This is a genomic window from Photobacterium sp. WH24 (assembly GCF_019204055.1).
Classification (GTDB): Bacteria; Pseudomonadota; Gammaproteobacteria; order Enterobacterales; family Vibrionaceae; genus Photobacterium; species Photobacterium arenosum.
Genome location: NZ_JAGSOZ010000003.1, coordinates 62,405 through 87,956 on the forward strand (window position 1 = coordinate 62,405; position 25,552 = coordinate 87,956).

At 50.3% G+C, this 25,552-nt stretch carries 24 protein-coding genes; 6 read left to right on the forward strand and 18 right to left on the reverse strand.

The features are described from left to right. Nucleotides 1-9: 9 nt before the first annotated feature. From KCG43_RS05015 to prmB, 6 genes are all read right to left on the reverse strand, one after another. Nucleotides 10-1,251: an MFS transporter gene (locus tag KCG43_RS05015; protein ID WP_218383712.1), complete on the reverse strand. Its 1,242-nt coding sequence runs from the start codon at nt 1,249-1,251 to the stop codon at nt 10-12. 181 nt (nt 1,252-1,432) lie between these two features. After that, entirely contained in the window at nt 1,433-1,819 is a 387-nt protein-coding gene (locus KCG43_RS05020) for an NUDIX hydrolase (RefSeq protein WP_218383713.1), read from the reverse strand. Between the two features lie 110 nt (nt 1,820-1,929). Further along, on the reverse strand, nt 1,930-2,334 hold the full coding sequence (locus KCG43_RS05025; protein ID WP_218383714.1) for a GFA family protein: 405 nt from the start codon (nt 2,332-2,334) through the stop codon (nt 1,930-1,932). Nucleotides 2,335-2,517: 183 nt separating this feature from the next. Beyond that, nucleotides 2,518-3,027: a DinB family protein gene (locus KCG43_RS05030; RefSeq protein ID WP_218383715.1), complete on the reverse strand. Its 510-nt coding sequence runs from the start codon at nt 3,025-3,027 to the stop codon at nt 2,518-2,520. 102 nt (nt 3,028-3,129) lie between these two features. Beyond that, nucleotides 3,130-3,366, reverse strand: a complete 237-nt coding sequence (locus KCG43_RS05035) for a helix-hairpin-helix domain-containing protein (RefSeq protein ID WP_218383717.1) — start codon at nt 3,364-3,366, stop codon at nt 3,130-3,132. A gap of 448 nt (nt 3,367-3,814) precedes the next feature. After that, nucleotides 3,815-4,747, reverse strand: a complete 933-nt coding sequence (gene prmB / locus KCG43_RS05040) for a 50S ribosomal protein L3 N(5)-glutamine methyltransferase (protein WP_218383719.1) — start codon at nt 4,745-4,747, stop codon at nt 3,815-3,817. 53 nt (nt 4,748-4,800) lie between these two features. Here prmB and smrB point away from each other — a divergent pair, with 53 nt between their 5' ends. Beyond that, the gene (gene smrB, locus KCG43_RS05045) at nt 4,801-5,334 is read left to right on the forward strand and encodes an endonuclease SmrB (RefSeq protein WP_027253981.1); all 534 of its coding nucleotides are present in this window, start codon (nt 4,801-4,803) and stop codon (nt 5,332-5,334) included. Between the two features lie 70 nt (nt 5,335-5,404). Here the strand turns inward: smrB and KCG43_RS05050 are convergent, their stop codons facing one another. Beyond that, nucleotides 5,405-5,764 (reverse strand): hypothetical protein, encoded by a 360-nt coding sequence (locus tag KCG43_RS05050; protein ID WP_255557868.1) that lies wholly within the window; start codon nt 5,762-5,764, stop codon nt 5,405-5,407. Between the two features lie 97 nt (nt 5,765-5,861). Next, entirely contained in the window at nt 5,862-6,356 is a 495-nt protein-coding gene (gene sixA / locus KCG43_RS05055; RefSeq protein ID WP_192014736.1) for a phosphohistidine phosphatase SixA, read from the reverse strand. A gap of 211 nt (nt 6,357-6,567) precedes the next feature. Between sixA and KCG43_RS05060 the strand changes: the two genes are divergently transcribed. Together KCG43_RS05060 and KCG43_RS05065 are read left to right on the forward strand one after the other, a co-directional pair. Then, on the forward strand, nt 6,568-9,333 hold the full coding sequence (locus KCG43_RS05060; protein WP_218383721.1) for an insulinase family protein: 2,766 nt from the start codon (nt 6,568-6,570) through the stop codon (nt 9,331-9,333). 239 nt (nt 9,334-9,572) lie between these two features. Next, nucleotides 9,573-9,878, forward strand: coding sequence for a hypothetical protein (locus tag KCG43_RS05065; protein WP_027253977.1), 306 nt, complete (start codon nt 9,573-9,575; stop codon nt 9,876-9,878). Nucleotides 9,879-9,978: 100 nt separating this feature from the next. On the opposite strand, the gene fadJ is transcribed toward KCG43_RS05065, so the two are convergent. Continuing rightward, nucleotides 9,979-12,126 carry a fatty acid oxidation complex subunit alpha FadJ gene (gene fadJ / locus KCG43_RS05070; RefSeq protein ID WP_218383723.1) on the reverse strand — a complete coding sequence of 716 codons (2,148 nt, stop codon included), beginning with the start codon at nt 12,124-12,126 and terminating at the stop codon, nt 9,979-9,981. 14 nt (nt 12,127-12,140) lie between these two features. After that, entirely contained in the window at nt 12,141-13,451 is a 1,311-nt protein-coding gene (gene fadI / locus KCG43_RS05075; protein ID WP_218383728.1) for an acetyl-CoA C-acyltransferase FadI, read from the reverse strand. Nucleotides 13,452-13,918: 467 nt separating this feature from the next. On the opposite strand from fadI, the gene KCG43_RS05080 reads away from it, so the two are divergent. From KCG43_RS05080 to KCG43_RS05090, 3 genes are all read left to right on the forward strand, one after another. Then, complete coding sequence (locus KCG43_RS05080) at nt 13,919-14,497, forward strand: sigma-70 family RNA polymerase sigma factor (protein WP_192014732.1); 579 nt, start codon at nt 13,919-13,921, stop codon at nt 14,495-14,497. Then, entirely contained in the window at nt 14,484-15,197 is a 714-nt protein-coding gene (locus KCG43_RS05085; RefSeq protein ID WP_218383730.1) for a DUF3379 domain-containing protein, read from the forward strand. Before KCG43_RS05080 ends, KCG43_RS05085 begins: the two co-directional genes overlap by 14 nt. Nucleotides 15,198-15,390: 193 nt before the next feature. Further along, on the forward strand, nt 15,391-16,635 hold the full coding sequence (locus tag KCG43_RS05090) for an outer membrane protein transport protein (protein WP_192014730.1): 1,245 nt from the start codon (nt 15,391-15,393) through the stop codon (nt 16,633-16,635). A gap of 99 nt (nt 16,636-16,734) precedes the next feature. Here the strand turns inward: KCG43_RS05090 and KCG43_RS05095 are convergent, their stop codons facing one another. From KCG43_RS05095 to ccmD, 8 genes are all read right to left on the reverse strand, one after another. Beyond that, the gene (locus KCG43_RS05095; RefSeq protein WP_218383732.1) at nt 16,735-19,242 is read right to left on the reverse strand and encodes a glycosyl hydrolase family 18 protein; all 2,508 of its coding nucleotides are present in this window, start codon (nt 19,240-19,242) and stop codon (nt 16,735-16,737) included. A 411-nt stretch (nt 19,243-19,653) separates the two neighbouring features. Then, nucleotides 19,654-20,505: an MlaA family lipoprotein gene (locus KCG43_RS05100; protein WP_225445038.1), complete on the reverse strand. Its 852-nt coding sequence runs from the start codon at nt 20,503-20,505 to the stop codon at nt 19,654-19,656. A gap of 74 nt (nt 20,506-20,579) precedes the next feature. After that, nucleotides 20,580-21,791, reverse strand: coding sequence for a c-type cytochrome biogenesis protein CcmI (ccmI, locus tag KCG43_RS05105; RefSeq protein WP_218383737.1), 1,212 nt, complete (start codon nt 21,789-21,791; stop codon nt 20,580-20,582). After that, a complete protein-coding gene (locus tag KCG43_RS05110) occupies nt 21,788-22,318 on the reverse strand; it encodes a cytochrome c-type biogenesis protein (RefSeq protein ID WP_192014727.1) in 531 nt (176 codons plus the stop codon). The genes ccmI and KCG43_RS05110 overlap by 4 nt, the downstream gene beginning before the upstream one ends. Next, nucleotides 22,315-22,869: a DsbE family thiol:disulfide interchange protein gene (locus KCG43_RS05115; protein ID WP_192014726.1), complete on the reverse strand. Its 555-nt coding sequence runs from the start codon at nt 22,867-22,869 to the stop codon at nt 22,315-22,317. Before KCG43_RS05115 ends, KCG43_RS05110 begins: the two co-directional genes overlap by 4 nt. Next, the gene (locus KCG43_RS05120; protein ID WP_218383739.1) at nt 22,866-24,863 is read right to left on the reverse strand and encodes a heme lyase CcmF/NrfE family subunit; all 1,998 of its coding nucleotides are present in this window, start codon (nt 24,861-24,863) and stop codon (nt 22,866-22,868) included. The genes KCG43_RS05115 and KCG43_RS05120 overlap by 4 nt, the downstream gene beginning before the upstream one ends. Next, nucleotides 24,860-25,345, reverse strand: coding sequence for a cytochrome c maturation protein CcmE (gene ccmE, locus KCG43_RS05125; protein WP_192014724.1), 486 nt, complete (start codon nt 25,343-25,345; stop codon nt 24,860-24,862). Before ccmE ends, KCG43_RS05120 begins: the two co-directional genes overlap by 4 nt. Next, nucleotides 25,342-25,548, reverse strand: a complete 207-nt coding sequence (gene ccmD, locus KCG43_RS05130; protein WP_192014723.1) for a heme exporter protein CcmD — start codon at nt 25,546-25,548, stop codon at nt 25,342-25,344. Before ccmD ends, ccmE begins: the two co-directional genes overlap by 4 nt. Nucleotides 25,549-25,552 lie beyond the last annotated feature (4 nt).

The window sequence follows — 25,552 nt, forward strand, 5'->3', positions numbered from 1 at the left end:
TTATGTTAGTTACCGATTTTCAATCACAACTAATTTTTCACGCTTACTTTTATTGGTCATCAAATAGAAACCAACAGCAGAAATAATTGAAATCACAATCACACTAGACCAAGTAACACTATAGCCATAACGATCAATAAAATATCCGACAACGACAAAGCTTGGCATAACTAAGAGACTCCTGAGCGTCACAAGTACTCCTTGGATTCTTCCTCTGTGACTGGACGGAGAGTTATTCGCCAAATATATTCCCTCTTTTGTCAGTAACAATACTTCTCCGGAAGATAAAAACAACCAAGCCAGAAAATGTACAGGAATAGTTGGAAAAACCATCACTAGCATATATCCAAAAGCAAACATCAAGCCAGCATAGGCCAAACTGACAGTCTCCGCTTTACTCGACGTAAGTTTCATTAAAAGAGGCGTAATAAGCACGACCAGCACACAGGCATAGGTCATTAACTGGCCAAATATGATTGGACCCGATTCACCAAATATATAACTTAAATATAATGGGCTTGCCATTGTCATTTGGTGTAAAGAGTACCACAACAGGCCACAAAGTAGCGTAAATAATAAAAGCCTTGGTCTTGCACTCAAAACGGCCCATATGGTTCCGTCAACAGGCTGTTCTAACTCATTTTCGTTGTTTGCTTCATTTTCTGGTTGTACCTGAATAAAAACAGCCACAATCAAAACCCCAAACAATGCAGCAAAGCCATTACCAAAGAATATCCATTCCGTATAATGCCAGAATAAATACCCCGCTATGATTGGACCTAAAGCAGAGCCAAAATTATATGCGAGATAACTCAACGACATCACCGCATCACGATTATTAATATTAGATAGGTCTGCAACTAAAGCGTTACTTGCCGGCAATGACAATCCCACAAAGAAATAAGACACAAATAAAAACACCGGAACTAACACAGATGATTCAGGAAAAAAACCACAACAAATGAGTAATATAGCACCTATAAACTCGCCAAATACCATGACCTGCTTATGCCCAAATACATCTGATAGTTTCCCGCCTAAAAAACTCCCCAAAAGATAAGTCCCTGTCACTCCCATAGCGAGAGAGCCTGCGACCGTGGCTGAATAACCCAGCTTATCTGTTAAAAGCAAAACTAAAAATGGAACAATGAAATTACCCATTCCTAAAATCATTCGAGCTAACGCCAGGTAATAGATATTACTTGGTAAGCCCCGATAAATTGAAATCGCTGACAATAACTTCTGTATCATGAAACTCCTGTAACATTTTCGATACCCACAGAGTTCTCAGCCGTCTAAAGAAGGGGCTGGGGAATCGGTAGTTATTCAAAAATAAGTGATGCATTAAGATGCATTAAATATCAGTGAAAAACATTCGTTGTCGAAATGAGTTGTTCCCCAATATTGAAAAACCTTACCTTTAATTTTTTTGTTATGTGTATTGGCTCAAATGGCTTTCGATAAACGCAATATCAGCCCTGTAAAAATCTTGAAGAGGAACCTCTGAAGGTTCGAGCCAATAAAAAGTTTGTTGACGCTCAGGATCAATCATTTGAGGTTCAATGCCAGTACTTGCACCCAAAACCACATAGTGAATTTCACCACCAAAATCATTTTTTGCTTTGTGGCTGCCAAGGAGTTTTAAATTTTTCAGACCTGTCTCTTCCCACAACTCTCTTATTGCAGCCTGCTCACCTGATTCCCCCGCGTCTACTGAGCCACCTGGAAACTCAAAAACCATTCCTTTTTCTGGTCTAAAACGCTTTTGGATGAGAACTTTTCCTTCTCTTACAACTACACCCATGGCGAGATTTTTCATACTCACTTTCCTTGTGGATTTTAATGCAAAACGCCCGCTTAAGGGGTGAGTACATGTGTGCCAAAACTTACCTCTTTACGTCATAAATCATTGTTATTAAAGAAAAACACCTAACCTCGCCCTTCTGGAAACGTCTGTAAATTGGAATGTAATTGACACCAGTTTGGCTTGTAGGCGGTGTAAATTTGAGCATCGACTTTAACGGGGATATCGTCGTCAAACGTCGAGATAGCGAGCTCAATGTCATTCGGCGTCGCATTTTTTATGCGAAAGCCCAAACTGGAGCCGCAATGGGAACAAAAGGTTCGAATCGTGCCATTGGGTGCAACGAACTCTTTCAGCAAGTGCTCTCCTGAAAGCCAGTTTAAGCCCTGTACCCCAACCAGAGTTCCAAAAGCAGCACCATGAAATTTACGACACATTGTGCAATAACAGTTCGCAGCCTTTTCACTGAAACCGCTAACAGAAAACTGAACGCTCCGGCACAAACAAGACCCTTTGTATGTGTTGCTCATCTTACGTTTCCCTCCATGTTGTATAACGAGTGACATCGCCCCCTCCTCAGGCTTTACTGCACTGGATGAGCCGGAGGCCACTATGCCACCTATCTATGGCATTGATTTAGCCGAATCATCGCACTGACGGCAAAACTAATAATGTCACGCGTTGGCAGTCCCTTTTACCTTCGAGAAGGCTCATCAGTGTTCGGTGCCAGCACGCGATCTTCTTGTGGGCTCTGTTTCATGCAGATAACGCGTAAATGTATCTTTTGGACGCTCAAGACCATTTTCAGCTAACACTCTTGAAGCCATGCCTCGGTGGTTACTGCCATGGGTCAGTAAATGCAGCAAGATTTCTTCAACGGTGAGCTGTCCGAAGGCACCATCTATAAACTTAAACGAAACAATGCGCTTGAGTTCTTCCGGCGTGGCTGACTGCGTATAATTAACAAGCCATGTGTCATGCTCATTCATCGTCTGACGCAGTTCAGATATGGAAGGAGTTTCTACTGTATTATCACCACTGTATTTCTCAGGTTCACCGATAATTCGACTGATGAACAGACTATCGACAACTGTTGTATGATTTAGAATCCGAACGAAAAATGTGGCATCAATTTCCGGTAATTTTGAAAACTGCTGTTCCCCTAATTGAAGCAGCTCAGCATTGGCCCATTGTTTATATTGAAACGCTTTAAAAAACTGCATTTTTTCTCCGAAATATCTCAGATCTTGACATTGTTACTGACAAAGACAGCGCAAACCCGCGATTACATCTAAATCGCTTACTCTGTATTATTGCTGCCTTGATTACACACTTTCTTTGGCACATAAAATGGCAGCCGCAATAGCAGCTTTGGCTTGGGGGCTGTTTTTCCAGCAGGTGGTTCGTAACATAGAAGCCACCATTTCAGCGATATCATCAACCTGATAAGTGGCCAAATCAGACAATGTGTTGATTCCAATTTCCTCAAACCTTTTAATGACAGTCGGGCCAACACCTTTCACAGCCAAAAGCAGCTCTCTTTCTCGATCAGAAAATGCCATAAGATCTCCTTGTTAACACAAAACGAATGATGGACTCACCTTCATCAGGCTTTGCCACACTGGGCATGTCTGATTCCAGACTAAACTAGACAGGTTTGGCTTGTGGGAAAGATTTGCGGTACCAATCCAGCCCGGCTTGCACGTCTGGGACATGCACTAACAGCGCAGAAGGTGTCATCCTGATCCCCTACGGTTCAATAGATTCTCACTCTTAAAGACGCTACCGCCCCTGACAGTGAAGTCACGCGAGCTGGTTATTTTCGTCTGATGAGTCAGACATATTATTGGCATATGAGATAGGTTTCACTAAAACATGACAGGGCTGTGCCAGTTCTGTGGTTTAGGGCAAATTTCGCAGGGGCGTGATGGAAAAATCGCAGATAAAAAAACAGCCAGAGCAATCTGGCTGTTTAGATATTTAACGGTTTAAAAGCAGATAAAGCAGGAATCAGTCTTTGTTGTCAGCGAAGTCGCCGGCACAATCGACCAGCTGTTCACGGGTCATCATGAAGACGCCGTGGCCGCCGTTTTCGAATTCCAGCCAGGTGAACGGGATGTGCGGGTACTGCTCTTCCATGTGAATCATGGAGTTGCCCACTTCACAGATCAGAATACCTTCGTCTGCCAGATAATCCGGGGCATTGGCCAGAATACGGCGCACCAGATCCAGACCGTCAAAACCGGCGGCCAGACCCAGCTCCGGTTCATGGCGGAACTCTTCCGGCAGGCTGTCCATGTCTTCCTGATCCACATAAGGCGGATTGGACACTATGATGTCGTACTTGTCTCTGGGTACGTCACGCAACAGATCCGAATGCAGCGGGATCACCTGCTGTTCCAGACCGTGGTCGTGAATGTTCTGCTCGGCCACTGCCAGGGCATCGGTCGAGATATCCACCAGATCCACTTCCGCTTCCGGGAACGCATAGGCACAGGCGATACCGATACAGCCACTGCCGGTACACAAGTCCATAATGCGGGTAGGTTCACGGGTCAGGAAAGGTTCGAAACCGTTATCAATCAGTTCGCCAATCGGTGAGCGTGGCACCAGCACGCGCTCGTCGACGAAAAATTCCAGGCCACAGAACCAGGCTTTATTGGTCAGGTAGGACACAGGGGTACGCTCGGTTACCCGGCGCACCACGCGCTCGACAATCGTTCGGCGCTCGCTGCTGGTCAGGCGCGAGAAACGCGCGTCAGCCGGAATATCAATCGGCAGATGCAGGGTTGGCAGTACCAGCTGCACCGCTTCATCCCAGGCATTGTCTGTGCCGTGGCCATAAAACAGGCCGGCATCGTTGAATCGACTGACGGTCCAGCGTAGCATATCCTGCAGTGTGTGAAGTTCGTTGACGGCTTCGTCGACAAAAATCTTATCCAAAATAGCCTCCAAATGGCGCTACAATACCGCGATAAAGTAGTTGGAAATTCATTATGAGTAAAAAAGACCCTGCACTGGAAGAGGACGATTTCTCGCTCTTTCAGGATGCAGTGAAGGGCGTTAAAAAGTTGTCGCATGATACCATAATCACTTCACGCCGACAGAGCCCGAAGACCGATAAGCGCAATGTGAGTGCCAAAGAGAGCCATAATCACGAGTTTTATTTCTCTGACGAGTTTGAACCTCATCTGAGCGAACATGGCCCGATGCAATATGCCCGATCCGGCGTCTCCAAGTATGAAGTGAAAAAGTTACGGCGCGGTGTCTATGTACCGGATATTTTTCTGGATATGCATGGTATGACACAAAAAGAAGCCAAGCGTGAGCTGGCGGCGATGATTGCAGCCTGCATTAAAGACGGGGTGTCCTGCGCCTGTGTGATGCACGGGATAGGCAAGCATATTCTGAAGCAGAAAGCGCCGCTCTGGCTGGCTCAGCACCCGGATGTGATGGCATTTCACCAGGCACCGCTGGAGTTTGGTGGCGCTGGTGCACTCTTGGTGCTGATTGAAGTGCCCGAGCGGTAGAGCGATTCACCCGGAACGAAAGCGTGTCAGGCTGCAGCGCCTGACGCCTCGCTCAGCAGCTCTGATCTGATCAATACACAGTCTGAGACAATGCACCGACGTTAACCACCTGTCCGTCCTGGATCAGGGTAACTTCGCCGGTATCACACACCTGCATCCGTACTTTTACCGAGCCTTCGTTGTAATAGTGCTCACAGTTGCCATTACGGGCACTGTCGATACGGGAAAAAATGGTGATACCGCCCGGATTCAGCATAGAAGGCGGGCTCACAAAGGTTAAGGTGCTGCCGGTTTGAGAAATGTTCATCTCTTCTCTCACACCATTTGCCCATTTTATCGCGCCGTTGGCGACAATATTGGGTGTCACCATGTTTGCCACACAAGCCGTCAGTCCCAGACAGCCAAGCAATACGAATACAATTTTTTTCATAACCACTTAATTTATCAGTCTTTATTTTTATCGTTCATTGTACCAGACCTGTCGGATCAGGACAGGCCGGCAATCTAAAACTGCGTACCGCAGCCAATCAATGGTGATTAGGCTGGACAACATCAACAGGATTCTCCTGCCATAATAAGGCGGACGGTTCCCCCTCAGCATGAAAATCCACTGCGGCAATGGAAGAAGTGCGGAACATCAGCGGCTGCAATCCCGGTACCAGCTCGGCACTCAGATAGCCCACCAGCGGTAAATGCGACACCACCAGAACCGTTTGCGGCTTCTCCAGCGCAATCACGGCTTTGAGGTAGTCTGCCACCTGACTGGCGTCACCGTAGGGCGTGATATCATCAACCGTCATCAGGGTGTTTGGCACAGGCAGCTCTTCTGACATCGCCTGCCAGGTTTGCTGAGCGCGCAGATACGGGCTGATCCACACCAGATCAAGCTGCCCGTCCAGATGACTCGCTAACTGCTTGGCCATCTGCCGGGAATACGTCTTGCCCTGGGCTGTCAGGGGCCGCTCCGCGTCACTTGGGGCAAAATGCTGTGCTTCGCCATGACGCATGATAAAAATTCGCATAGTCTCCAGTCCGATTGCGCGTTTCTGTCGTTATGCTAGCAAAGGCTGGTACAGACAGGGTAGCCATTTCATATTACGCGATGTGAAAGCGTGACGGCTGAATCGCTCTTATTACTGACGCGCAGTCACACATCATTGCCAGACAGAATTTGCCAGTGCCATTAATGGGCGTCATAATTACCCTAATTCCCTGTAAATATAGGCGCTTCCTGTGTTCAAAAGTCCGAACGATCCCAAAGAGTACCGCTATCTGACACTGGACAATCAACTCAGGGTCTTGCTGGTTCATGATCACACGGCACCCCGGGCTGCAGCAGCGCTGTCTGTCGGCATCGGCCACTTTGATGATCCGCTGGATCGTCAGGGAATGGCGCACTTTCTTGAACACATGTTATTTCTGGGTACGGAAAAGTTTCCCAATCCGGGCGAATTCCAGTCTTTTGTTAACCAGTACGGCGGCAGCAACAATGCCTGGACCGGCACGGAAAACACCACCTACTTTTTTGAAATCGCCCCGCCGGCCTTTGCAGCCGGTCTGGAACGTTTCGGGCAATTTTTTATTGCCCCGCTGTTCAATGTCGACGCGGTCGACAAAGAACGTCAGGCTGTCGATTCCGAGTACAAACTCAAGCTCAAAGACGATGTACGCCGCCTTTATCAGGTGCACAAAGAAACCATTAACCCTGAGCACCCGTTTGCTAAATTTTCAGTGGGCGATATCACCACTTTGGAAGACAGGCCGGATAACCCGGTTCGCAATGAACTGATTGCGTTCTACCAGCAACATTATTCCGCCAATCAGATGGGGTTGGTACTACTGGGGCCGCAATCTATGGACGAACTGGCAACCTACGCCGAACAGTTCTTTGGCGCTATTCCCAACTCAGGCCAGGACAAACCCGCCATTGAGGTTCCCCTGATAACAGACAGAGAAAACGCCTGTTTTATTGCGATTGAGCCGATTAAGGAAGTACGGAAACTCACGCTGTCTTTTACTCTGCCCCCCATGGATGCCCATTATCGTAGCAAGCCATTGTCCTATCTGGCGCATTTACTGGGCAATGAAGGCACAGGCAGCCTGATGTCTGTCCTCAAAAGTGAAGGGCTGATCAATACTCTGGCAGCGGGCGGCGGGATCAGTGGCAGTAATTTCCGGGAATTTACCATCGGCCTGAACCTGACACCCGATGGCCTGAACCGTGTCGATCATATCGTCACCACTATTTTCCAGTATATCCGGCTCATCACAGAGCAAGGGCTGGCAGAATGGCGCTACCTGGAAAAGCAAGCAGTGCTGGAGCAGGCGTTCCGCTATCAGGAGAAAAGCAGGCCGCTTGATACCGTCAGCTATCTGGTGATGAACCTGCTGCATTATGCCCCGGACGATATCGTCTACGGCGATTATATGATGAGCCAGTACGATGAAGCGCTGCTGAAAGACGTACTTGGCTATCTTCGTCCGGACAATCTTCGCCTGACGCTGGTGGCAAAAGGCCAAAAGCACGACAGAGTGGCCGACTGGTATCACACCCCTTATTCGGTCACGCCGTTTACCGAAGCGCAGTTAACTGCCTGGGCTGAGCCGGGCAACAACCCGGCGCTCTTGCTGCCCGAGCAAAACCCCTACCTGTGCCAGCGTATGGATCCACACCCGCTGACGGATGAACAGGAAGCGATTCCTCAGTTAATTCAGGATCTGCCGGGCTTCCGGCTGTGGTTTATGCAAGAACATGAGTTCAGAGTGCCCAAAGGCCTGGTCTATGTCGCCATCGACAGCCCGCACGCGGTAAGCTCTGTGCGTAATATCGTCAAGACGCGCCTGTGTGTCGAAATGCTGATGGAGTCCTGCAACGAAGTGGCCTACCCGGCAGAAGTGGCGGGTATGGCGTATAACCTGTATGCCCATCAGGGCGGGGTGACACTCCAGTTATCCGGTTTCAGCGAGAAGCAGCCTTTGCTGCTCAAACTGCTGCTGGAAAAATTCTCCGGCCGCACTTTCAATATCGACCGATTTAACAGCATCAAAGCACAGATGCTGCGTAACTGGCGCAATGCCGCGGAAGACAAACCCATTTCTCAGCTGTTTAACCAACTGACCGGCTTGCTGCAACCGAATAACCCACCCTACCCGGCTTTGATCAAAGAGCTGGAAACCGTTGAAGTCACCGAGTTACCCGGTTTTGTCGAAGCCATGTTTGCCGAACTACACATTGATGCTTTCGTATATGGTGACTGGCGTAAAGATGATGCACTGGCATTGGCAGAAGTGCTGAAAGACGCGTTTAGGGTGACAGATCAGCTATATGGTGAAGCACAGCGGCCATTGGTCCATCTGGGAGAATGTGGCACGCTGCGCTATGAAGTGGACTGCGGCCATGCTGATTCCGCCATCCTGATTTACTACCAGTCACGGGAACAGTCGCCCAAAGCCATTGCTACCTACACTCTGGCCAATCATCTGATGTCGACCACCTTCTTCCACGAACTGCGTACCGAACAGCAACTGGGCTACATGGTAGGCACGGCGAATCTGCCGCTTAACCGCTATCCGGGCTTGCTGCTGTATATACAATCGCCGGTGGCCGGTCCGTTGCAGCTGCTCGAAGCGATTGATGAGTTCACCAATGCCTTTGCGCTGGTCTTGCTTGAGCTCAATGAGAGCCAGTGGCAGGCCAGTAAACAAGGGCTGATCGCTCAGTTGTCCGAGCCGGATACCAATTTGCGCGCACGTGCCCAGCGCTATTGGGTCAGCATTGGCCACAAAGATGACCATTTTGACCAAAGACACAAAATTGCCCACGAAATGGCATCGCTGTCCCGTGCTGAGTTAGTCCGCTTTCTGGTAGAAGACATTAAACCCAGAACGGCGAATCGGCTGGTGATGTATTATCAGGGCGGCGCGCACCGGAACCTTACTCCGCTGGAAGCGGGTGATCCTATTCCCTCAGTCAGCGATTTTCAGCGTAACGCCCAGTAACCGCTTCCCCCTGAGTCCCGATCTCAGGGGGAGGCTGTTTGCATATCCCAAACGATAAAAGTGGAATCATGATTCCACTTTTGACATCCCTCTTAATTTTCCTTTTCCTGTCAGTCGATTATCTACATTAACAAATCCAAAAATACAGCCTCAGGCTGGCCGTCTGTATCGGATAGTGATGCAAGAAGCCGTGAGGTCGAATAAGCATAATTTCTCAGAACAATGTTCAGGAACCTGTTATGTCACACGCCTGTTCGATCTGCCGTCAGTCTATTACGGCGAAAAACCAGAGTTTACACAGCCGGCTATTCTGCCGTTCCTGTATGAAGGCTATTCATCCGCGCCAGCTTGACAGCATGTTGTGTCTGCTGACCGCTATCGCCCTGTGTTCACTGACTTTCATGCTGTGGATTGGCTTTAACCCACTGATGGTGGCTGGCTCGGTTATCCTGCTGCTGCACTTAGTCCGCCCGAAAAGCCTGTACCGGCGCTTTCGTCTGGGCATCAATGTGCAGCAAGGGTTAAAGCACCACAAAATCAGTTAAGCGTTTCGCATCGCTCCTGACTTCATCTCTGTCTCCATCTCCCTCTAACGACAAAGGCCTGCTATGCAGGCCTTTGATTTATCAGGTTCTGAACAGGAAATCAGTCGTAGAAACGCTGTTCATCCTGCGCCATCTGCAGCAGACGTTCGCAGGGGAGGAAGCGATCACCGTACTTATTGACATGCTCATTGAGCAATTCAACGACACGCTTGGCACCGAGCTGATCCATATAGCGGAACGGACCGCCCAGGAATGGCGGGAAGCCAATACCGAAGATCGCACCAATATCGCCGTCACGAGCACTGTGCACCACACCTTCATCCAGACAGCGGGCCGCTTCGTTCAGCATCATCAGTGCGCAGCGGATCGCGATGTCATGGCCGGAGGCTTTCCGCGCCGGGTTCAGCTTCAGCAGTTTATAAACGCTCTTATCGACACCTTTTTTCTTGCCGTTGTAGAGGTAAAAACCTTTGCCTGTTTTACGGCCTTTGCGGCCATCTTTCAGCAAGATGTCAAAGACATCCGGGCTCTTGAAGCGATCACCCAGCTCTGTTTCCAGAATCGGGCTGATTTTGGCCCCGACATCCACACCCACTTCATCCAGCAGGGTGATAGGCCCAACCGGGAAACCAAAGTCCAGCAGCGCGTTATCAATATGTTCGATGGGCTCTCCGCCCAGCAGAGCCAGCGCGGCTTCATTCATGTACGGGGCAAGAATACGGTTGACATAAAAACCGGCTTTATCGGCGACTACAATCGGGGTTTTCCCCTGCTTCTTGGCTAATTTCACCACGGTCGCGACCGTTTGCGCCGATGTACCGGCATGGGGGATCACTTCCACCAGCGGCATTTTTTCTACCGGGCTGAAATAATGCAAACCGACCACCAGCTCAGGACGCTCTGCGGCAGAAGCAATCTGGTTGATAGGCAGCGAGGACGTATTAGTGGCAAAAATAGTGTCAGGTCTGGCATGGGCTTCCACCTCTTGCACCATCTGATGCTTGAGGCTGAGATCCTCAAAGACCGCCTCAATCACCACATCGGCTTTATCAAAGCCCTGATAATCGACACCGCCGTTGATCATCAGCATCTGTTTTTGTAACTCGGCTTTACTGATAATTTTGCGCTTACGCTTTTTATCAAGCAGCTTAAAGTTATACGCCATGGCATTCAAAATGCCGTCGTTGGCGATGTCTTTTACTTTGACCGGCAAGCCGGCTTTTGATGCGGTCACATGACTGATGCCACCGCCCATCAGCCCGCCACCCAGCACAGCGACACGCTTCACCTCGGCCGGTTTAATACCATCGCCAGCACCGGTTTCTTTTTTCATGGCGGTCGTAGCAAAAAAGATGCTGCGCAGCGAGGCAGACTCTGAAGACATCACCAGCTCTCCGAACCGGCGGGCCTCTTCTTTTTGTCCTTTGACTATGCCGTGCTGCAAGCCATATTTGATGACATCTAAAATAGCTTCCGCTGCCGGGTAATTGCCACGGGTTTTTTCGCGTGTCTTCTTACGGGCCTGGTCAAACACCAGACCGCGGCCCACAGGGTTGCCGCCCATCGCCCAGTCCTGGAAACTGTGCTTGCGTACCGGTTTGCCTTTCAGCGCCAGTGTTTCTGCCACCTTGAGCAAAATACTTTCCGGCACGCATTCATCGACCACGCCTAACTTCTTCGCTTTCTTGGCACGCAACTGTTTACCGGTCAGGATCATATCGAGCGAATTTGCCACGCCAATCAGGCGAGGCAGACGCTGTGTGCCGCCTGAGCCCGGCAGCAGACCAAGCTGGACTTCCGGCAGACCCAGTTTAGTGGCATCCGAATCGGTACATACCCGGCTATGGCACGCCAGCGCCAGTTCAAGACCACCGCCCAGGCACGGGCCATGAATGGCAGCGACAACATGAAATGGCAGCGCTTCAAGACGCTGGAACATCTGCTGCCCCTGCGTTGCCAGCTGCTCGGCTTCTTTGGCCGTGGTGCATGCCGCCAGCATACGGATATCGGCCCCGGCGACAAAATTATCCGGCTTACCGGAATACACCACCAAGCCTTTGATCTCTGCTTTTTTCGCTTCCAGCTCGTCCAGCACGCTTCCGACCTGAGTGGCGAAGGCGGCCTGGAGGGTATTCATTTTTTCCCCGGGGACATCAATTTTCAGCCAGGCAAGGCCATTCTCGCCGTAGCTCAGGCTGAAAGCTGATTGCGGCTCAACAGTATGTTCTGTATTCGTCTGTTCAGTCATGATTACATCCGTCATTATTCAGTCTCCAGGATCATGGCAGCACCCAAGCCGCCGGCGGCACAGGCGGTATTGAGTGCCAGACCGCCACCGCGACGCTGCAGCTCGCGCAGCGTTTGTGTAATCATTCGCGCGCCGGTGGCGGCAAAGGGGTGACCATATGCCAGCGAACCACCCAGGACATTGAATTTATCCATGTCGATCTCACCAATCGCCTCACTGCGACCGAGTTTTTCCTGTGCAAACTTCTTCGAAGCAAACATTTTCACATTCGCCAGGGTTTGAGCGGCGAATGCCTCATGCATCTCAATCAGGGTCAGATCTGAGAGTGTCAGACCGGCACGGTCCAGGGCCAGCGGTGTCGCATAAGATGGCCCCATCAGCATATCCTGCTCTACGCCTATCGCAGAAAAGGCATAAGAACGAATATAGCCCAGCGGTTTCAGGCCCAGCTCTTTTGCCCGTCCTTCACGCATCAGCAGCACAGCCGCACCACCGTCGGTCAGCGGCGTACTGTTAGCGGCCGTCACTGTGCCAAATTTACGGTCAAAAGCCGGACGCAATTTAGCGTAGCCTTCTACCGAGGAATCTTCGCGAATATTGTTGTCTTTATCGATCCACTGACGATAAGGTTCCGGGAAAGCGGTAATCACTTCACCCTGAATCACCCCATCCCGCCACGCCTGGGCTGCCAGGCTGTGTGAACGGTGGGCCAGTGCATCCTGCTCTTCACGGCTGATTCCGTGCGTTTTTGCCATTTGCTCTGCTGTCTGACCCATACTCAAGCCTGTTGAGTATTCGGCCACAGCAGGCGGAACTGGCATTAAATCTTTCAGGCTGAGCTTACTGAGCAGGCCCATTTTTTTGCTCATGGTTTTCGCTTTGCTGAGCGCCAGTAAAGTGGCAGCCAGTTTTTTAGACACACCAATAGGTAATACCGATGAGGAATCCGCACCGCCTGCGATCCCGATATCAATGGTGCCCGAGATGATACTCTCAGCAACATTCGCCGCAGCCTGAAAACTCGTTGCACACGCTCGGGTCACACTGTAAGCATCGGTGTGAATATTCATCCCCGTTCCCAGCACGATTTCACGGGCAATATTCGGTGCTTCAGGCATCTGCACGACCTGACCGAACACGACCTGCTCAATCAAAGCGGGATCAAAATCAATCTTTTGCAGCATTTCATTGACCACCATCTTGCCTAGATCCAGTGCCGGGACACCGTTAAAGGCTGTAGCCTGGCGGGCAAAAGGGGTACGTAATCCTGTTACGACAGCGATGCGTTCACCCTGTTGGGTCGTGAGATTCTGGCGACGTGTCATCGCGGCTCCTTATCAATATGGTAGAGGTCAGACCACACCGATTGTAACGGCATTGTTATTTAATTCAAATTAATGTTTAAGAAGTTGGAGCAACCAAAAACAATGAAAAGTGTAAGGAGTTAAAACATAGCGCAAAAAAAAAACCACACCGCTATGGTATGGTTAACAAACTCAACGTGTCAGTCGTTTGTGCAAATTTGATAGCAATAGCGAACAATAACGTTCAGCATTCCTTATTGAGTTATCAATTGAAATACTGACACTTTCCGCGCGCAAGTAGTTGAAGGGTATACTCAGTCCGTAAAGGACGTTATCAGGGGTCAGACCCGATAACACTGCTACTATAACGAAAGCGGGCTGACAGATATTGAGGGAAATCAATAACACAACAGTCTATTTTATGAATCCAATTCCTGTTATCTCCCGTATTATTGACTACGGCTCAAAGGATACGGACGGGCTACATCATGATTAAGCAATTTTTTCGCAAGAAAAACACAGATGCCTCGGTCTCTGTGGATATGAATAAACAGACACGCTATGAAGCCCTGGTCAGGGCCTGGCACAAAGACCTTTACAGGTACGCCTACTGGCTGTGCCATGATCAGCATATTGCCGAAGATTTGGTGCAGGAAACCTGCCTGCGCGCATGGCGATCGCTAGACAGCCTCAACGATGACAGTGCGGCCAAAGCCTGGCTTATCACCATCCTGCGTCGCGAAAATGCCCGGCGTTTTGAGCGCAAACAGCTCGATTTGGTCGACATCGACGATCACCCCATTGCGGATGATCATGGCACCGATGCAGGCGGTTTAAACGAGTCAGAACTGGGCCAGCTACAACATATGATTAAACAGCTGCCGTCCGAATACCGGGAACCTTTAGTTTTACAGGTCATGGCTGGATTCAACGGTGATGAAATTGCTAATATCCTTGGACTGAACAGAAACACAGTGATGACCCGATTGTTCAGAGCGCGTAACCAGTTAAAAGATGCTTTAGAAAAGCAAACCGAGCGGAGGGGCCACCAGAATGGACGATCTTGAATTTCGTCGCCGAATTTTGGCAGATCCTAATGATCAGAGTCCAGAAATGGTCGCTACGAAAAATGCGTCAATTGCTAACCGTAAACTTCACGATGAGTTACAGCAATTAGACAGCAAGCTGTCTGCAGCGATGAAAGTGGATGTGCCGGAAGATCTGGCCGATAAAATCCTGTTCCGCCAATCCGGGCAAGGCTATAAGGCCGAGAAAAAAGTGCGCCGTCATTTAGCCATAGCGGCTTCTGTGGCTTTCCTGTGCGGGTTGTTAATCGGTCAGATTCAGCCCGGGTTTTCGCTGAGTCCCGCCAAAGACATGGGTCAGGTTGCGCTGGCGCATATTTATAACGAAGCCGCTTTTGTCGACCAGGTTGACGAAGGGGTGTCATTGACTCAGGTTAACGCCAAACTCAAACCTTTCGGGCCTGAACTCAGCGGTTTGCCTTCTCATGTTTACTATCTCAATCATTGTGGTTTTGATGGCGGTGAAGCCTTACATATGGTCATCGGCGGTAAGCACGGAAAAATTACTGTTTTTGTCGTGCCCCAATCCTCCAACACCATGAAAAGCTTCGAAGACAGCAATATGCGCGGTGTTGTCATGCCTTCTCAGAACGCCAGCCTGATAGTGGTGGGTAACAAAGGCGAAGATGTCATGCCTGTCGCCGAACAGCTGAAAGACGCCATGCGTTGGACCAGTATTTAACGTTGCGGTGGTATCACCAACAGTGACCACCGCAAAAAAGTGCTGATCATTTCGTCAGTCAGTCCCTGTCCAATCCAATAAAACAATGATTTATATACTGGTCTGATTTGTTGTTTTTTTGCCTGCTCCTACAATCGCTTCCTCACTGGCACAGTTAAAGTGTCAGCAAAAAACGATCAGGATAAAAATAACTATGTACAAGAAGCGTCTGTTTACAAAAACTCTGATGGCAACCGCCGTCATGCTGGCCTCACAGCAATCACTGGCGGCCGGATTCCAGCTTAACTCACAGTCTGCCACTGGCCTGGGCCGCGCTTTTGCCGGTGATGCCGTCATTGCTGACAATGCTTCAGTGATGTCGCGTAACGCCGCGGCTATGACCTTGTTTAATGCACCAGCGATGTCACTGGGTCTGAATGTTATCGACACCGACATTAAAGTGAAAAATGCCCAGTATTCCACCCCCTTCGGACCATCATCTCTTGATGATGCCCAGATTGGTGGTAGCTCTTATGTGCCTAACTTGTATTACGTGCACCCTGTCAACGACAAACTGGCTCTGGGTGCCGGGATTTATTCAAACTTCGGCACCAAGACCGAATTCAGCAGCAGCTACTCTGCCAACGAGTTTGGCGGCCTGACGGATGTGAAAAGCCTGAACCTGACTCTGAATGCAGCTTATCGACTGAATAATCAGTGGAGCGTCGGCGGCGGGTTAGACATCATTTACGGCCAGGGCAAACTGCAGCGTTCCAATCAGACATTAGAAGGACTGGTTCAGCAACAAACCGGTGTAGCCGGCCCACTGCTGGATGTTGATGTTGACGGCACCGCTGTTGGCTTCAACCTGGGTACAGTCTATGAACTGAATGACCTCAACCGCTTTGGTCTGGCTTATCATTACAGTCCCGAGCTGAAAGCCGAAGGTGATATGTATGCGCAGACAGCCGGCGGGAACCTTCAAGGTCAGAAACTGCTGATGCCGCTGCCAGATATGGTTGAGTTTTCCGGTTTCCATCAGCTAAACAGCCAGTTCGCCGTTCACTATAGTGTTCAGTGGATCGAGTGGAGCAGCTTTGATACGCTGAAAACCGACAAAGGCGTAGTACTGAATGATTACCAGTGGCAGGATGGCTGGCACTATGCGATTGGTGGTACTTATACACTGAATTCAGACTGGACCTTGCGTACCGGCTACATGTACGACACCAGTGCTCAGGACAAGAAAACCTCCATTTCTGTCCCAGATTCAGATCGCCAATGGTTCTCTGGCGGCTTTACCTATAATCTCGATACTAAATCAACGATTGATTTCGGCCTGACCTACCTGATGGGTAAAGATATCGCCGCAACCGAACAAACCGCGGCGACCTCAATCAGTGCGACAACCCGTGCTGATGCGCTGCTGTACGGTGTGCAGTACAGCCGCTCTTTCTAACTAAGAACGGGATATTGCCAGAAAAAACTAAGCCGCTCGTTAGAGCGGCTTTTCTTTATGGATTTTATCAGTTCCCAGCCTTCAGGTGGGTATCTGAATTTACTGGCAGTTGGCTGCGCCTAGATCTTCCCAAACGCCCCACTCGCCTGTTGTTCCTGGCTCTTCACCAGTCGTCCACCATTTCGCTTTCCAGGACTTGCCTGAATGCGTCACGATATCACCGGAGTTATACACACCACCAGTTGCCCAGGCATTGGTACAGCCGGTTGAGCCGCCGTCTTTCAATACCGTCACTGTGACTGACTCTGTCACTGAATCGGTCCCATCGGATACCGCGACGGTAAAGTTCAGCGGCGTATCGACTGTGTAGCTGTCGGCAACAAAACTCACTGTTGCACCATTCACTGTCGCGTTAACACCGGCAGGCACTGTCCAGGTAAAGGTCAGTGTATCGCCGTCGGCATCTGACGATTGCGACGCATCCAGCACTACAGTATCACCGGCATTGGCTGTCGCAGGACCAGACACTGCCACCACAGGTGCGGTATTTGAACCTGGTGCTTTGGCCGTGACTGTCACACTGTCAGTAGCGGTATCACCGGCATTGTCGGTGACTGTCAGCGTGAACGCATACTGGGTATCAGCCGTCACTTCAGGAACAGCAACGGTAGCTGTCGCGGTATCTGACCCGGTCAGAGTCAGTGCCGGACCACTGGTTTGTGTCCACTGATAGCTGACGATCTGACCATCACGATCGCTGGATGCAGAGCCGTCCAGAGTCACAGACGCCGCACCATTAACCACTTGATCAGCACCCGCTTTCGCTACCGGGGCGTAGTTGCCACCGCCACCAGCCAGTGAATCCTGCATCGCATTCAGAATATCGCCGTTATCGGCATCAATTTCCCATGCAAACAAGCCCGCCAGCCCCAGATTACGGACATACTGACCTTTAGCCAGCACTGAACGACGGTCATCATAAGTGATCAGGTTACCGTTGCTTGGATTGTACGCCCAGGGTGCTTCTGCCTGCGCATCATAACCCTTAGTAACTGCAGCGTTATTGATGTAGTCAGTCACAACGTCTTTGTAGTCAATAACCCCGGGTTCCCACGAACCAGGCACCATGCCGTTGCCTGTACCTGTCATTGGATTCGTCGGATCTGTCATGCTGGCTTCGGTAACACCTGTCCAGCCACGTGCGTACATGGCAGTACCCAGTACCAGTTTGTTTGCAGGAACACCCTGCGCCAGAAGACGATCAATACCGTGCGCGGCAGTATAAGCCGGACCTTGACGAGGCACGCCGTTTTCATCAACACCTGTGCCGTTACAGACATCAGCAGACATGTGGCTGCCGCAGAACAGTGCTGTCTGATGGCCAGGAACGTTGTTCCATCCGCCGAAGAAATCATACGTCATGGCGAAAATGTAGTCCATATACTGAACCGCATCGGCATAGTTCACGACATCAATCTTGTCATAGCCTACACCGATTGCAGATGTCAGCTCGTACTGGCGGCCAGTTTCGGCTTCCAGCTCATCCAGCATGACACGCAGTTCGCGCATCAGAGCCACATACGCAGGGCCGTCATTGACCGGATCGCCCAGATTCGCATTCGCGCCTTTCCCGCCCGGGAATTCCCAGTCGATATCAACACCGTCGAAGAATTTCCATGTTTTGAGGAATTTCTTCACACTGGCGACGAAAATGTCACGCTTGGCTTTGTCGGTGAAAGAATAGAAGGGATCAGACAATGTCCAGCCGCCAACAGAAGGAACAATCTTCAGATCAGGATAACGTTGTTTCAACGCCATCATCTGACCATAGGTACCTTTATAAGGCGTGCTGTGGGTATGGCCTGATTGCGGCTGAGGCATCTGAACCGCCGCCCAAGGGTCATGGATCACCACTTCATAATCCGGCGTTCCCTGACAGGCACGGTTTAATGCGGCCAGGCTGTTGCCATTTTCAATCTCGCCCAAAGATTCATTGGGTCCGCAAATAGGAATAAAGCCGTACAAAATGTGGGTCAGGTTTTGCGCCGGAATATTATCCACCGAGAATTTACGGCCATAGACGCCCCACTCGACAAAGTAAGCACCAACCACAGTGTTCGCAGGCGTTGTGTAATTGCCATTATTAGCATCCACGTTCATGGGTAATGGATCTAAGTGGCTGCCATCGGTATCGGCAACAACAATGTTCGTTGCCGCACTGCTGGTACAGGCTTGCGCCGCCCCCGTGCCACTACACAGCTCAACTGTCATGGCATACTGACCACCCTGGGCTACAGACAGTGTTGTTGAACCCGCTCCGCTGGATGCCGGAGCAATGCTTTGCTCAAACACCACATTACCATTGAGCTTCACTTTCCAAAGGTCAGCCGTTTCACCAGAATAACGCTGCCAGGCAACCGGAACTTCCGCTGCCGGCTTAACCGTAATCAAGCTTTTATAGGCTGAGGCCGCTTGATCAACCTCTACGATAGCGTAATCCGTTTCCATCCAGGCAATTTGCGGAGTGCCTGGTGCTGCCATCGCTCCCCACGACATAGTCATCACGGCGATACCTGCCGCGACAGGATTTAACTTATTGAAAAACATTACTTCGTTCCTTGAGTTAAAAAGTAAGTAACAAAGCACGGATATGAAACCATGCTAGGTAATCAATAGTTCAGTTTCTTTTTGTCGCAAAGAAAGAAAGTCGGATTTCTATTTTGGATATTGCGCTTTGTGATCTTATGCCAACCTAAATGAAACTTCTGGCAATGAAACGGGATGAAATGATAATTACTGCAGTATTCTACTCGCTTGACCGGTATTAGTTCAGTGCTACAAATAAGTGTCACTCAGCAGCGGTATTATTGGGACTCATCAAACTGGAAATCAGCCAAAGTGTTAACTTTGTCAGAAATGTTTTTATTTACAAAAAATTAACAAAAATCAAACTGTGTTAGAGGTATAAAAAAACCAGAGCAGTTTTGCTCTGGTTTATCTTTCACACAGACCGGATGACTATTCGCTGTCTATTTCATCAAGAAAATCATCAAGATATTCTTCATTTTGCGGCTGTGCGGGTTCAGATTCCCTGCCCGCAGCCCTGAAGTTCTTATATTGAATATAAGCATCGCGCGTGAAAGCGTACGGATCCGGTGAGTTGTTCAACATAGGTTCTTGAGCCACCAGTTTGGCCCTGTCTTCCATGCCTTCCAGCGCCCACTTGCCAACGCTTTGCCAAAAAGTCAGCAGATTGAGCGGAAAATACAGAGCATCCACGCGATCCCCGACACCTTCACGCAAGGTCAAAGGGCCGTATGCGGGTATCATGAAATAAGGGCCGTTCCCGACACCGTAATAACCCAGCGTATCAGGAAATGCCTGCTCTCCCGGTGGCGGAATATCGGCAGCGGCCGCAATATCAATCAACCCGCCCAGACCAAAAATACTGTTAATCCAAAAGCGGGTGAAATGATCCACCGCCTTTTCCGGGTTCTGCATCAGGAAGCTGTTCAGCATGTTAGCCGGTTCTTCCAGGTTGGACAGGAAGTTTCTTAAACCGGTACGCACCGGTGACGGCACATAATCGACATAAGCCAGTGACACAGGGCGGACAAAATAGGGGTCAAGATAATCGTAGTTTACTGTCCACATGGCACGGTTAAACCCTTCAAAAGGGTCATAAACCGCGTTTTCCGGCTCACTCAGGGCTTCCAGCTCTTCGACATCCAGACCGGCAGCTTCAAGCTCCTCATCATCCAGGCCGTATTCGTTTCCTGCCAGTTTTTCCGGTGACGGATCTGGCGGCGAGCTGGCACATCCCATAAGGATGAATGTCAGTAACAGGGATAAGAACAGATTTGGTTTCAATGTGTTAGCCACTTAATAAATGCAAAACAGACTGGATAATGATATCCAGTCTGTTTCTTAACTGCCAGTATGTTTTAATACTGAGTATTAATGGTGATTGTCGTCTCTCCGCCTAACGGCACAATGTCGCTCTCACCAAACCAATCGCCATCTTTTGTCGCCACGTTGCCGTCACTGTCGATCCTGGCCCTGACTATCAGCTCTGACTGTTTTGACATCAGTCTATCAGGGATCATGCTGTCTTTGTCGGTTAAGGTGAGCGTCAGCGGGAAGCGTGATAACGGCAGACGTCTGGCTGCCAGCGGCATGGGCGCACCATCTGCGGTATGGACAGACACCACAACCATGCCTTGCGCCGGCAAGCTCACCGAGGCGCCGAGTTCAACCGTCACCCTGACACCCGGGCTGGGATTGGCAGTCTGCGACATCTCCACCTTTGCCTGGGCAATACTGCGCTCAAGCATATTGATGCGATTATCACCTGCGCTGAGCTGCGATTTCATCTGTTCCCAGTATTTGATGGCAGCCTGATAATCAGCCTGTTCAAACGCATCAAATGCCATTAAGGATAACGCCTGCAGATTATCAGGATCACGTTCCAGCAAGTGCGTCAGCATATTACGGGCAAGCTGAATCTGACCTGGCTGTCCCCCCATCATCAGAGCCTGAGCATAACTCAGTTGCAGACTGGGATCATTCGGTTCCAGATCCAGAGCGCGCTTCATTGCCCCCTGGGCCGTTTCAATATCGCGGTTTGCCATGCCTATTCGTCCCAGCAACAGCCAGCCGGTGGCATCATCCGGTCGCTCATGCAGCCGGGTCCGGAGTCCTAAGGTCAGTTCTTCCATCTCCTGATCTGTCATCGGAGCAGCATTATCTCCCATCAGACGCTGAGTCAGCTGAGGCAACTTTGAAACCGTCTGCTGCCAGTCAGCCACTTTTTGCTGATTGCCAACGACGCCGTAAAGACCATACGCCACCCCGACAATCACCAGGATACCGGGAATTAATAACCAGGGTTTAAACTGACTGTTCTGCTGTGCCTGTGTCTCCAGTACGTCATCCAGCAACGACTGCTGCAGTTCAACTTCCAGCTCATCCGGATTCGACACCAGTCCTTCACTGCTCTCTTCTTTCAGTTCACCCAACCGGTCACGAAAGAAAGCTTTGTTCAGTTCGTCCCGACTGGCAACCCGATCCTGATTGCTTCCCACAAAGGCTGGGACAATGAAAAAAGCCAGCGCAATCAACACCAGTATCAGGGAGGAAATCCAAAATAACGTCATTTTTTCACCTTGCTTTCACCTGCCGAACCACTGGCGGCGTGCGGGTTTTCTGCCTCTTTTTCAATATCATTTAGTAATGCATGAAGACGGGCGGATTCTTTTTCATCCATTGGCTGAGATGAAGCCACCACTCCCTTCCGGGAACGATAGACCAGCACACTGGCGCCAATAAGCAGGAAACACAAAGGGCCCAGCCACAAAATCAGGGTAGATGGCATAAGTGGCGGATCATAAGTCACGAAGTTTCCGTAACGGGCAATCATATAATCTATGACTTCCTGCTTGGATTTTCCCTCGCTTAACATCTCATACGCCTTCTGGCGCATGTCTTTGGCCAGTTCCGCATTGGAGTCTGCGATATTGTTATTCTGACATTTCGGGCACCGCAGCGTGGCTGTCAATTCCTGGAACGCGGCTTCCTGTTCAGGCGTCGCAAATTCGTAGACATCAATCGCGGCCTGAACCGGTACACTGGCGACAAACCAGCTTCCGATCAGCAGCGTAAATACCGCTATTGCGTGTTTCATCCTTTCGCTTCCTCTTGCAGACGTTCATAAATCGGCTTGAGGGTGTCTTGCCAGTTTTGCGGATTCACATCGCCGACATGGCGATAACGGATCACGCCACTGGCATCGATCAGAAAGGTTTCTGGTGCGCCGTACACGCCTAAATCCATACCCAGCATGCCATTACCATCAAACAGGCTGTGCATATAAGGATTACCGAGATCTTTCAGCCAGCGGTTGGCTTTATCGCGCTCGTCTTTGTAATTCAGGCCAATAATTTTGACCCCCTGGCTGGCCAGCTCATTAAGGTAACGGTGCTCTGCATAACAGGTTGGGCACCAGGTTGCCCAGACATTCAACAGCAGAGGCTCACCAAGAAAAATATCCTGCTGATACAGTTTGTTCGCATCTTCCAAATCTTCGAGGCGAAAGGCCGGGACGGGCTTACCGACCAGGACGGACTCCAGCTTCGTCGGATCGTCTCCGTCAGCATTACGGGTCAGCTGCACCATAAAGACAGCCACCAGGCCCAGAAACAGGACTAAAGGAATAAAAAGCAGTTTTTTGTTCATCCATTCACCTCTGCGTGCGGGGCACTGACAACCTCTTCATCTTTCACTTCTTTTTTAAAGCGACGACGAAAACGGTAACGCTTGTCACTGATGGCCATTGCGCCACCCAATGCCATCAGAAGCGCTCCCAGCCATAACCAGTTAACAAACGGCTTATAGTAAATACGGACCGCCCAGGCGCTGTCATCCAGCTGTTCGCCAAGCGCCACATAGAGATCACGGGTCACACCACTGTCGATCGCCGCTTCGGTCATCATAGAGCCCGATACCGTATAAAAACGTTTTTCGGCATGCAGTTCAGCGATGTGCTTACCGTTACGAGACACCACAAAGTCGCCAATAAAGCCGTCATAGTTCGGCCCTTCGACATTACGCAACCCGGACAATTTAAAATCGAAGCCTTCGACTGTCACTGTCTGACCGGGAGCCAGGCGAACGTCTTTCTCCAGATCGTAATTGGAAACCAGCGTAATACCGATCAAGGTCACGGCCAGACCAATATGGCCCAGTACCATAGCCCAGTGACTGCGGCCAAGCTTACCCAGGCCGACCATCAGGCTATGGCGATGAGTAGCGCGCTCATAAACCTCATACCCCTGCAGGATAATGATCCAGAATGCCATCACCATACCCAGTACAGCCAGTGGCTGGATCGGATCGGGACGCAGCCACAGCGCAAACACGGCTAATGGCAGCGTGATCAATGCGGTAATCAGCAGTGGCCGGCGGATAGTCGAGAAATTCTCACGTTTCCAGCGCACCAGAGGGCCAATACCCAGAAAGAAAGCAAACGGAATCATCAGCCAGGTAAACAAGGTATTAAAGAAAGGCACACCAATGGATACCGAGCCCAGACCAAGCTGCTTATGAACCAGGGGTAACAAGGTGCCGATCAACACCACCAGCAAGGCGGTAATCAGCAGCAGATTATTAGCCAGCAGGAAGTTCTCTCGTGAAAACAAGCTGAAACTGCCATGGGAGCGGATCTGTGCCCCACGCAAGGCATACAGTAAGAGCGAACCGCCGATCACCACCACCAGGAAGCCCAGAATGAACATGCCCCGTGCCGGATCGGAAGCAAAGGCATGCACTGACACCAGCACGCCGGAGCGCACCAGGAAAGTTCCGAGCAAACTCAGAGAGAAAGCCGATATTGCCAGTAACACTGTCCAGGCTTTAAAGGTGCCTCGCTTCTCCGTCACTGCCAGCGAATGCATTAACGCCGTACCAGCCAGCCAAGGCATAAAAGAGGCATTTTCGACCGGATCCCAGAACCACCAGCCACCCCAGCCCAGCTCGTAATACGCCCACCAGGAGCCCAGAGCAATCCCTACGGTCAGAAATGACCAGGCAGCAATTGTCCAGGGCCGCGACCAGCGCGCCCAGGCTGTATCCAACCGGCCTGTCATTAAGGAGGCAATAGCAAAGGCGAAGGCTACTGAGAAACCAACATAGCCCATGTACAGCATAGGTGGATGAATGATTAACCCCGGATCCTGCAGCAAGGGGTTCAGATCGCGGCCATCAACAGGAAAATAAGGCAGCGTACGCTCAAACGGGTTGGAGGTGATGATGATAAATAACAGAAAACCAACTGAGATCATCCCCATCACAGCCAGCACCCGTGCCACAGATTCCTGTGGCATGCCCCGGCTGAACATGGCCACCGCGGCAGCCCACGTGGCCTGAATCAAGACCCAAAGCAGCAATGACCCTTCATGTGCGCCCCAGACCGCCGTCAGCCTATAGTACCAGGGCAGATTGCTGTTCGAATTACTGGCAACATAGGTCACAGTAAAATCATTGATGTAAAAGGCCCACGACAGCAATGCAAAAGACACTAGCAGCATCGCAAAGACACCAAAGGTCAAAGGCCGGGCCAAACGCATCAGCACCGGGTTACCTTTATAGGCACCATACAGTGGATAAACACTCACCAGAAGCGATAACCCCAGTGCCAGGATAAGGCTGAACTGCCCTAATTCTGCAATCATTGCACGCTACCTTGCATTTGTTGTTCGGTATATTTCAGAGGCTTATGATTTTTCTGCATCGCCTCAGCCACTTCTGGCGGCATATATTCTTCGTCATGCTTAGCCAGCACCTCATGGGCTTTCACCGTTTGGGCATCAACCAGCACACCCTGAGCGACTATCCCCTGCCCTTCGCGGAACAGATCAGGCAAAATACCGTCATAAGTCACAGTCACGGCCGGGCCAACATCAGCCACTTTGAAGCTGACCTGCAAAGAATGGGGGTCACGGCTGACTGAGCCTTTGACTACCATACCGCCAATGCGTAAACGCTGACCCACTTCGGGTTTAGTGCCATCTGGTTTACCCTCTACCAGCTCCGTTGGGGTATAGAAGAGATCCATATTCTGGCTCATGGCATACAAAGTCAGGCCAACCGTCACACCGAGACCGGCCAGCAAGGCAATGATCACGGTCAGGCGTTTTTTGCGTCTTGGGTTCATAAGGTATTCTCCAAATTCTCGGCCGCTTTAATGCGTTGCTCGCGGGCAATTCTATTTTTAATGTCAGCAGCCAGACGACGACTCTTACGGATACTGGTCCATAAAAGAATCAGCAAAGATAAAGCAGATATCCCATAGGCCGACCAGACATAACCGGCATACCCGCCCATGGCAAGGAAATCACTGAACGAATCGAAATGCATACTC

Excerpts from the sequence above, each read along its gene's own strand:
- KCG43_RS05015 (WP_218383712.1), bottom strand. The coding sequence starts at position 1,251 with ATGATACAGAAGTTATTGTCAGCGATTTCAATTTATCGGGGCTTACCA.
- KCG43_RS05020 (WP_218383713.1), bottom strand. The coding sequence starts at position 1,819 with ATGAAAAATCTCGCCATGGGTGTAGTTGTAAGAGAAGGAAAAGTTCTC.
- KCG43_RS05025 (WP_218383714.1), bottom strand. The coding sequence starts at position 2,334 with ATGAGCAACACATACAAAGGGTCTTGTTTGTGCCGGAGCGTTCAGTTT.
- KCG43_RS05030 (WP_218383715.1), bottom strand. The coding sequence starts at position 3,027 with ATGCAGTTTTTTAAAGCGTTTCAATATAAACAATGGGCCAATGCTGAG.
- KCG43_RS05035 (WP_218383717.1), bottom strand. The coding sequence starts at position 3,366 with ATGGCATTTTCTGATCGAGAAAGAGAGCTGCTTTTGGCTGTGAAAGGT.
- smrB (WP_027253981.1), top strand. The coding sequence starts at position 4,801 with ATGAGTAAAAAAGACCCTGCACTGGAAGAGGACGATTTCTCGCTCTTT.
- KCG43_RS05050 (WP_255557868.1), bottom strand. The coding sequence starts at position 5,764 with ATGAAAAAAATTGTATTCGTATTGCTTGGCTGTCTGGGACTGACGGCT.
- sixA (WP_192014736.1), bottom strand. The coding sequence starts at position 6,356 with ATGCGAATTTTTATCATGCGTCATGGCGAAGCACAGCATTTTGCCCCA.
- KCG43_RS05065 (WP_027253977.1), top strand. The coding sequence starts at position 9,573 with ATGTCACACGCCTGTTCGATCTGCCGTCAGTCTATTACGGCGAAAAAC.
- fadJ (WP_218383723.1), bottom strand. The coding sequence starts at position 12,126 with ATGACTGAACAGACGAATACAGAACATACTGTTGAGCCGCAATCAGCT.
- fadI (WP_218383728.1), bottom strand. The coding sequence starts at position 13,451 with ATGACACGTCGCCAGAATCTCACGACCCAACAGGGTGAACGCATCGCT.
- KCG43_RS05080 (WP_192014732.1), top strand. The coding sequence starts at position 13,919 with ATGATTAAGCAATTTTTTCGCAAGAAAAACACAGATGCCTCGGTCTCT.
- KCG43_RS05085 (WP_218383730.1), top strand. The coding sequence starts at position 14,484 with ATGGACGATCTTGAATTTCGTCGCCGAATTTTGGCAGATCCTAATGAT.
- KCG43_RS05090 (WP_192014730.1), top strand. The coding sequence starts at position 15,391 with ATGTACAAGAAGCGTCTGTTTACAAAAACTCTGATGGCAACCGCCGTC.
- KCG43_RS05095 (WP_218383732.1), bottom strand. The coding sequence starts at position 19,242 with ATGTTTTTCAATAAGTTAAATCCTGTCGCGGCAGGTATCGCCGTGATG.
- ccmI (WP_218383737.1), bottom strand. The coding sequence starts at position 21,791 with ATGACGTTATTTTGGATTTCCTCCCTGATACTGGTGTTGATTGCGCTG.
- KCG43_RS05110 (WP_192014727.1), bottom strand. The coding sequence starts at position 22,318 with ATGAAACACGCAATAGCGGTATTTACGCTGCTGATCGGAAGCTGGTTT.
- KCG43_RS05115 (WP_192014726.1), bottom strand. The coding sequence starts at position 22,869 with ATGAACAAAAAACTGCTTTTTATTCCTTTAGTCCTGTTTCTGGGCCTG.
- KCG43_RS05120 (WP_218383739.1), bottom strand. The coding sequence starts at position 24,863 with ATGATTGCAGAATTAGGGCAGTTCAGCCTTATCCTGGCACTGGGGTTA.
- ccmE (WP_192014724.1), bottom strand. The coding sequence starts at position 25,345 with ATGAACCCAAGACGCAAAAAACGCCTGACCGTGATCATTGCCTTGCTG.
- ccmD (WP_192014723.1), bottom strand. The coding sequence starts at position 25,548 with ATGCATTTCGATTCGTTCAGTGATTTCCTTGCCATGGGCGGGTATGCC.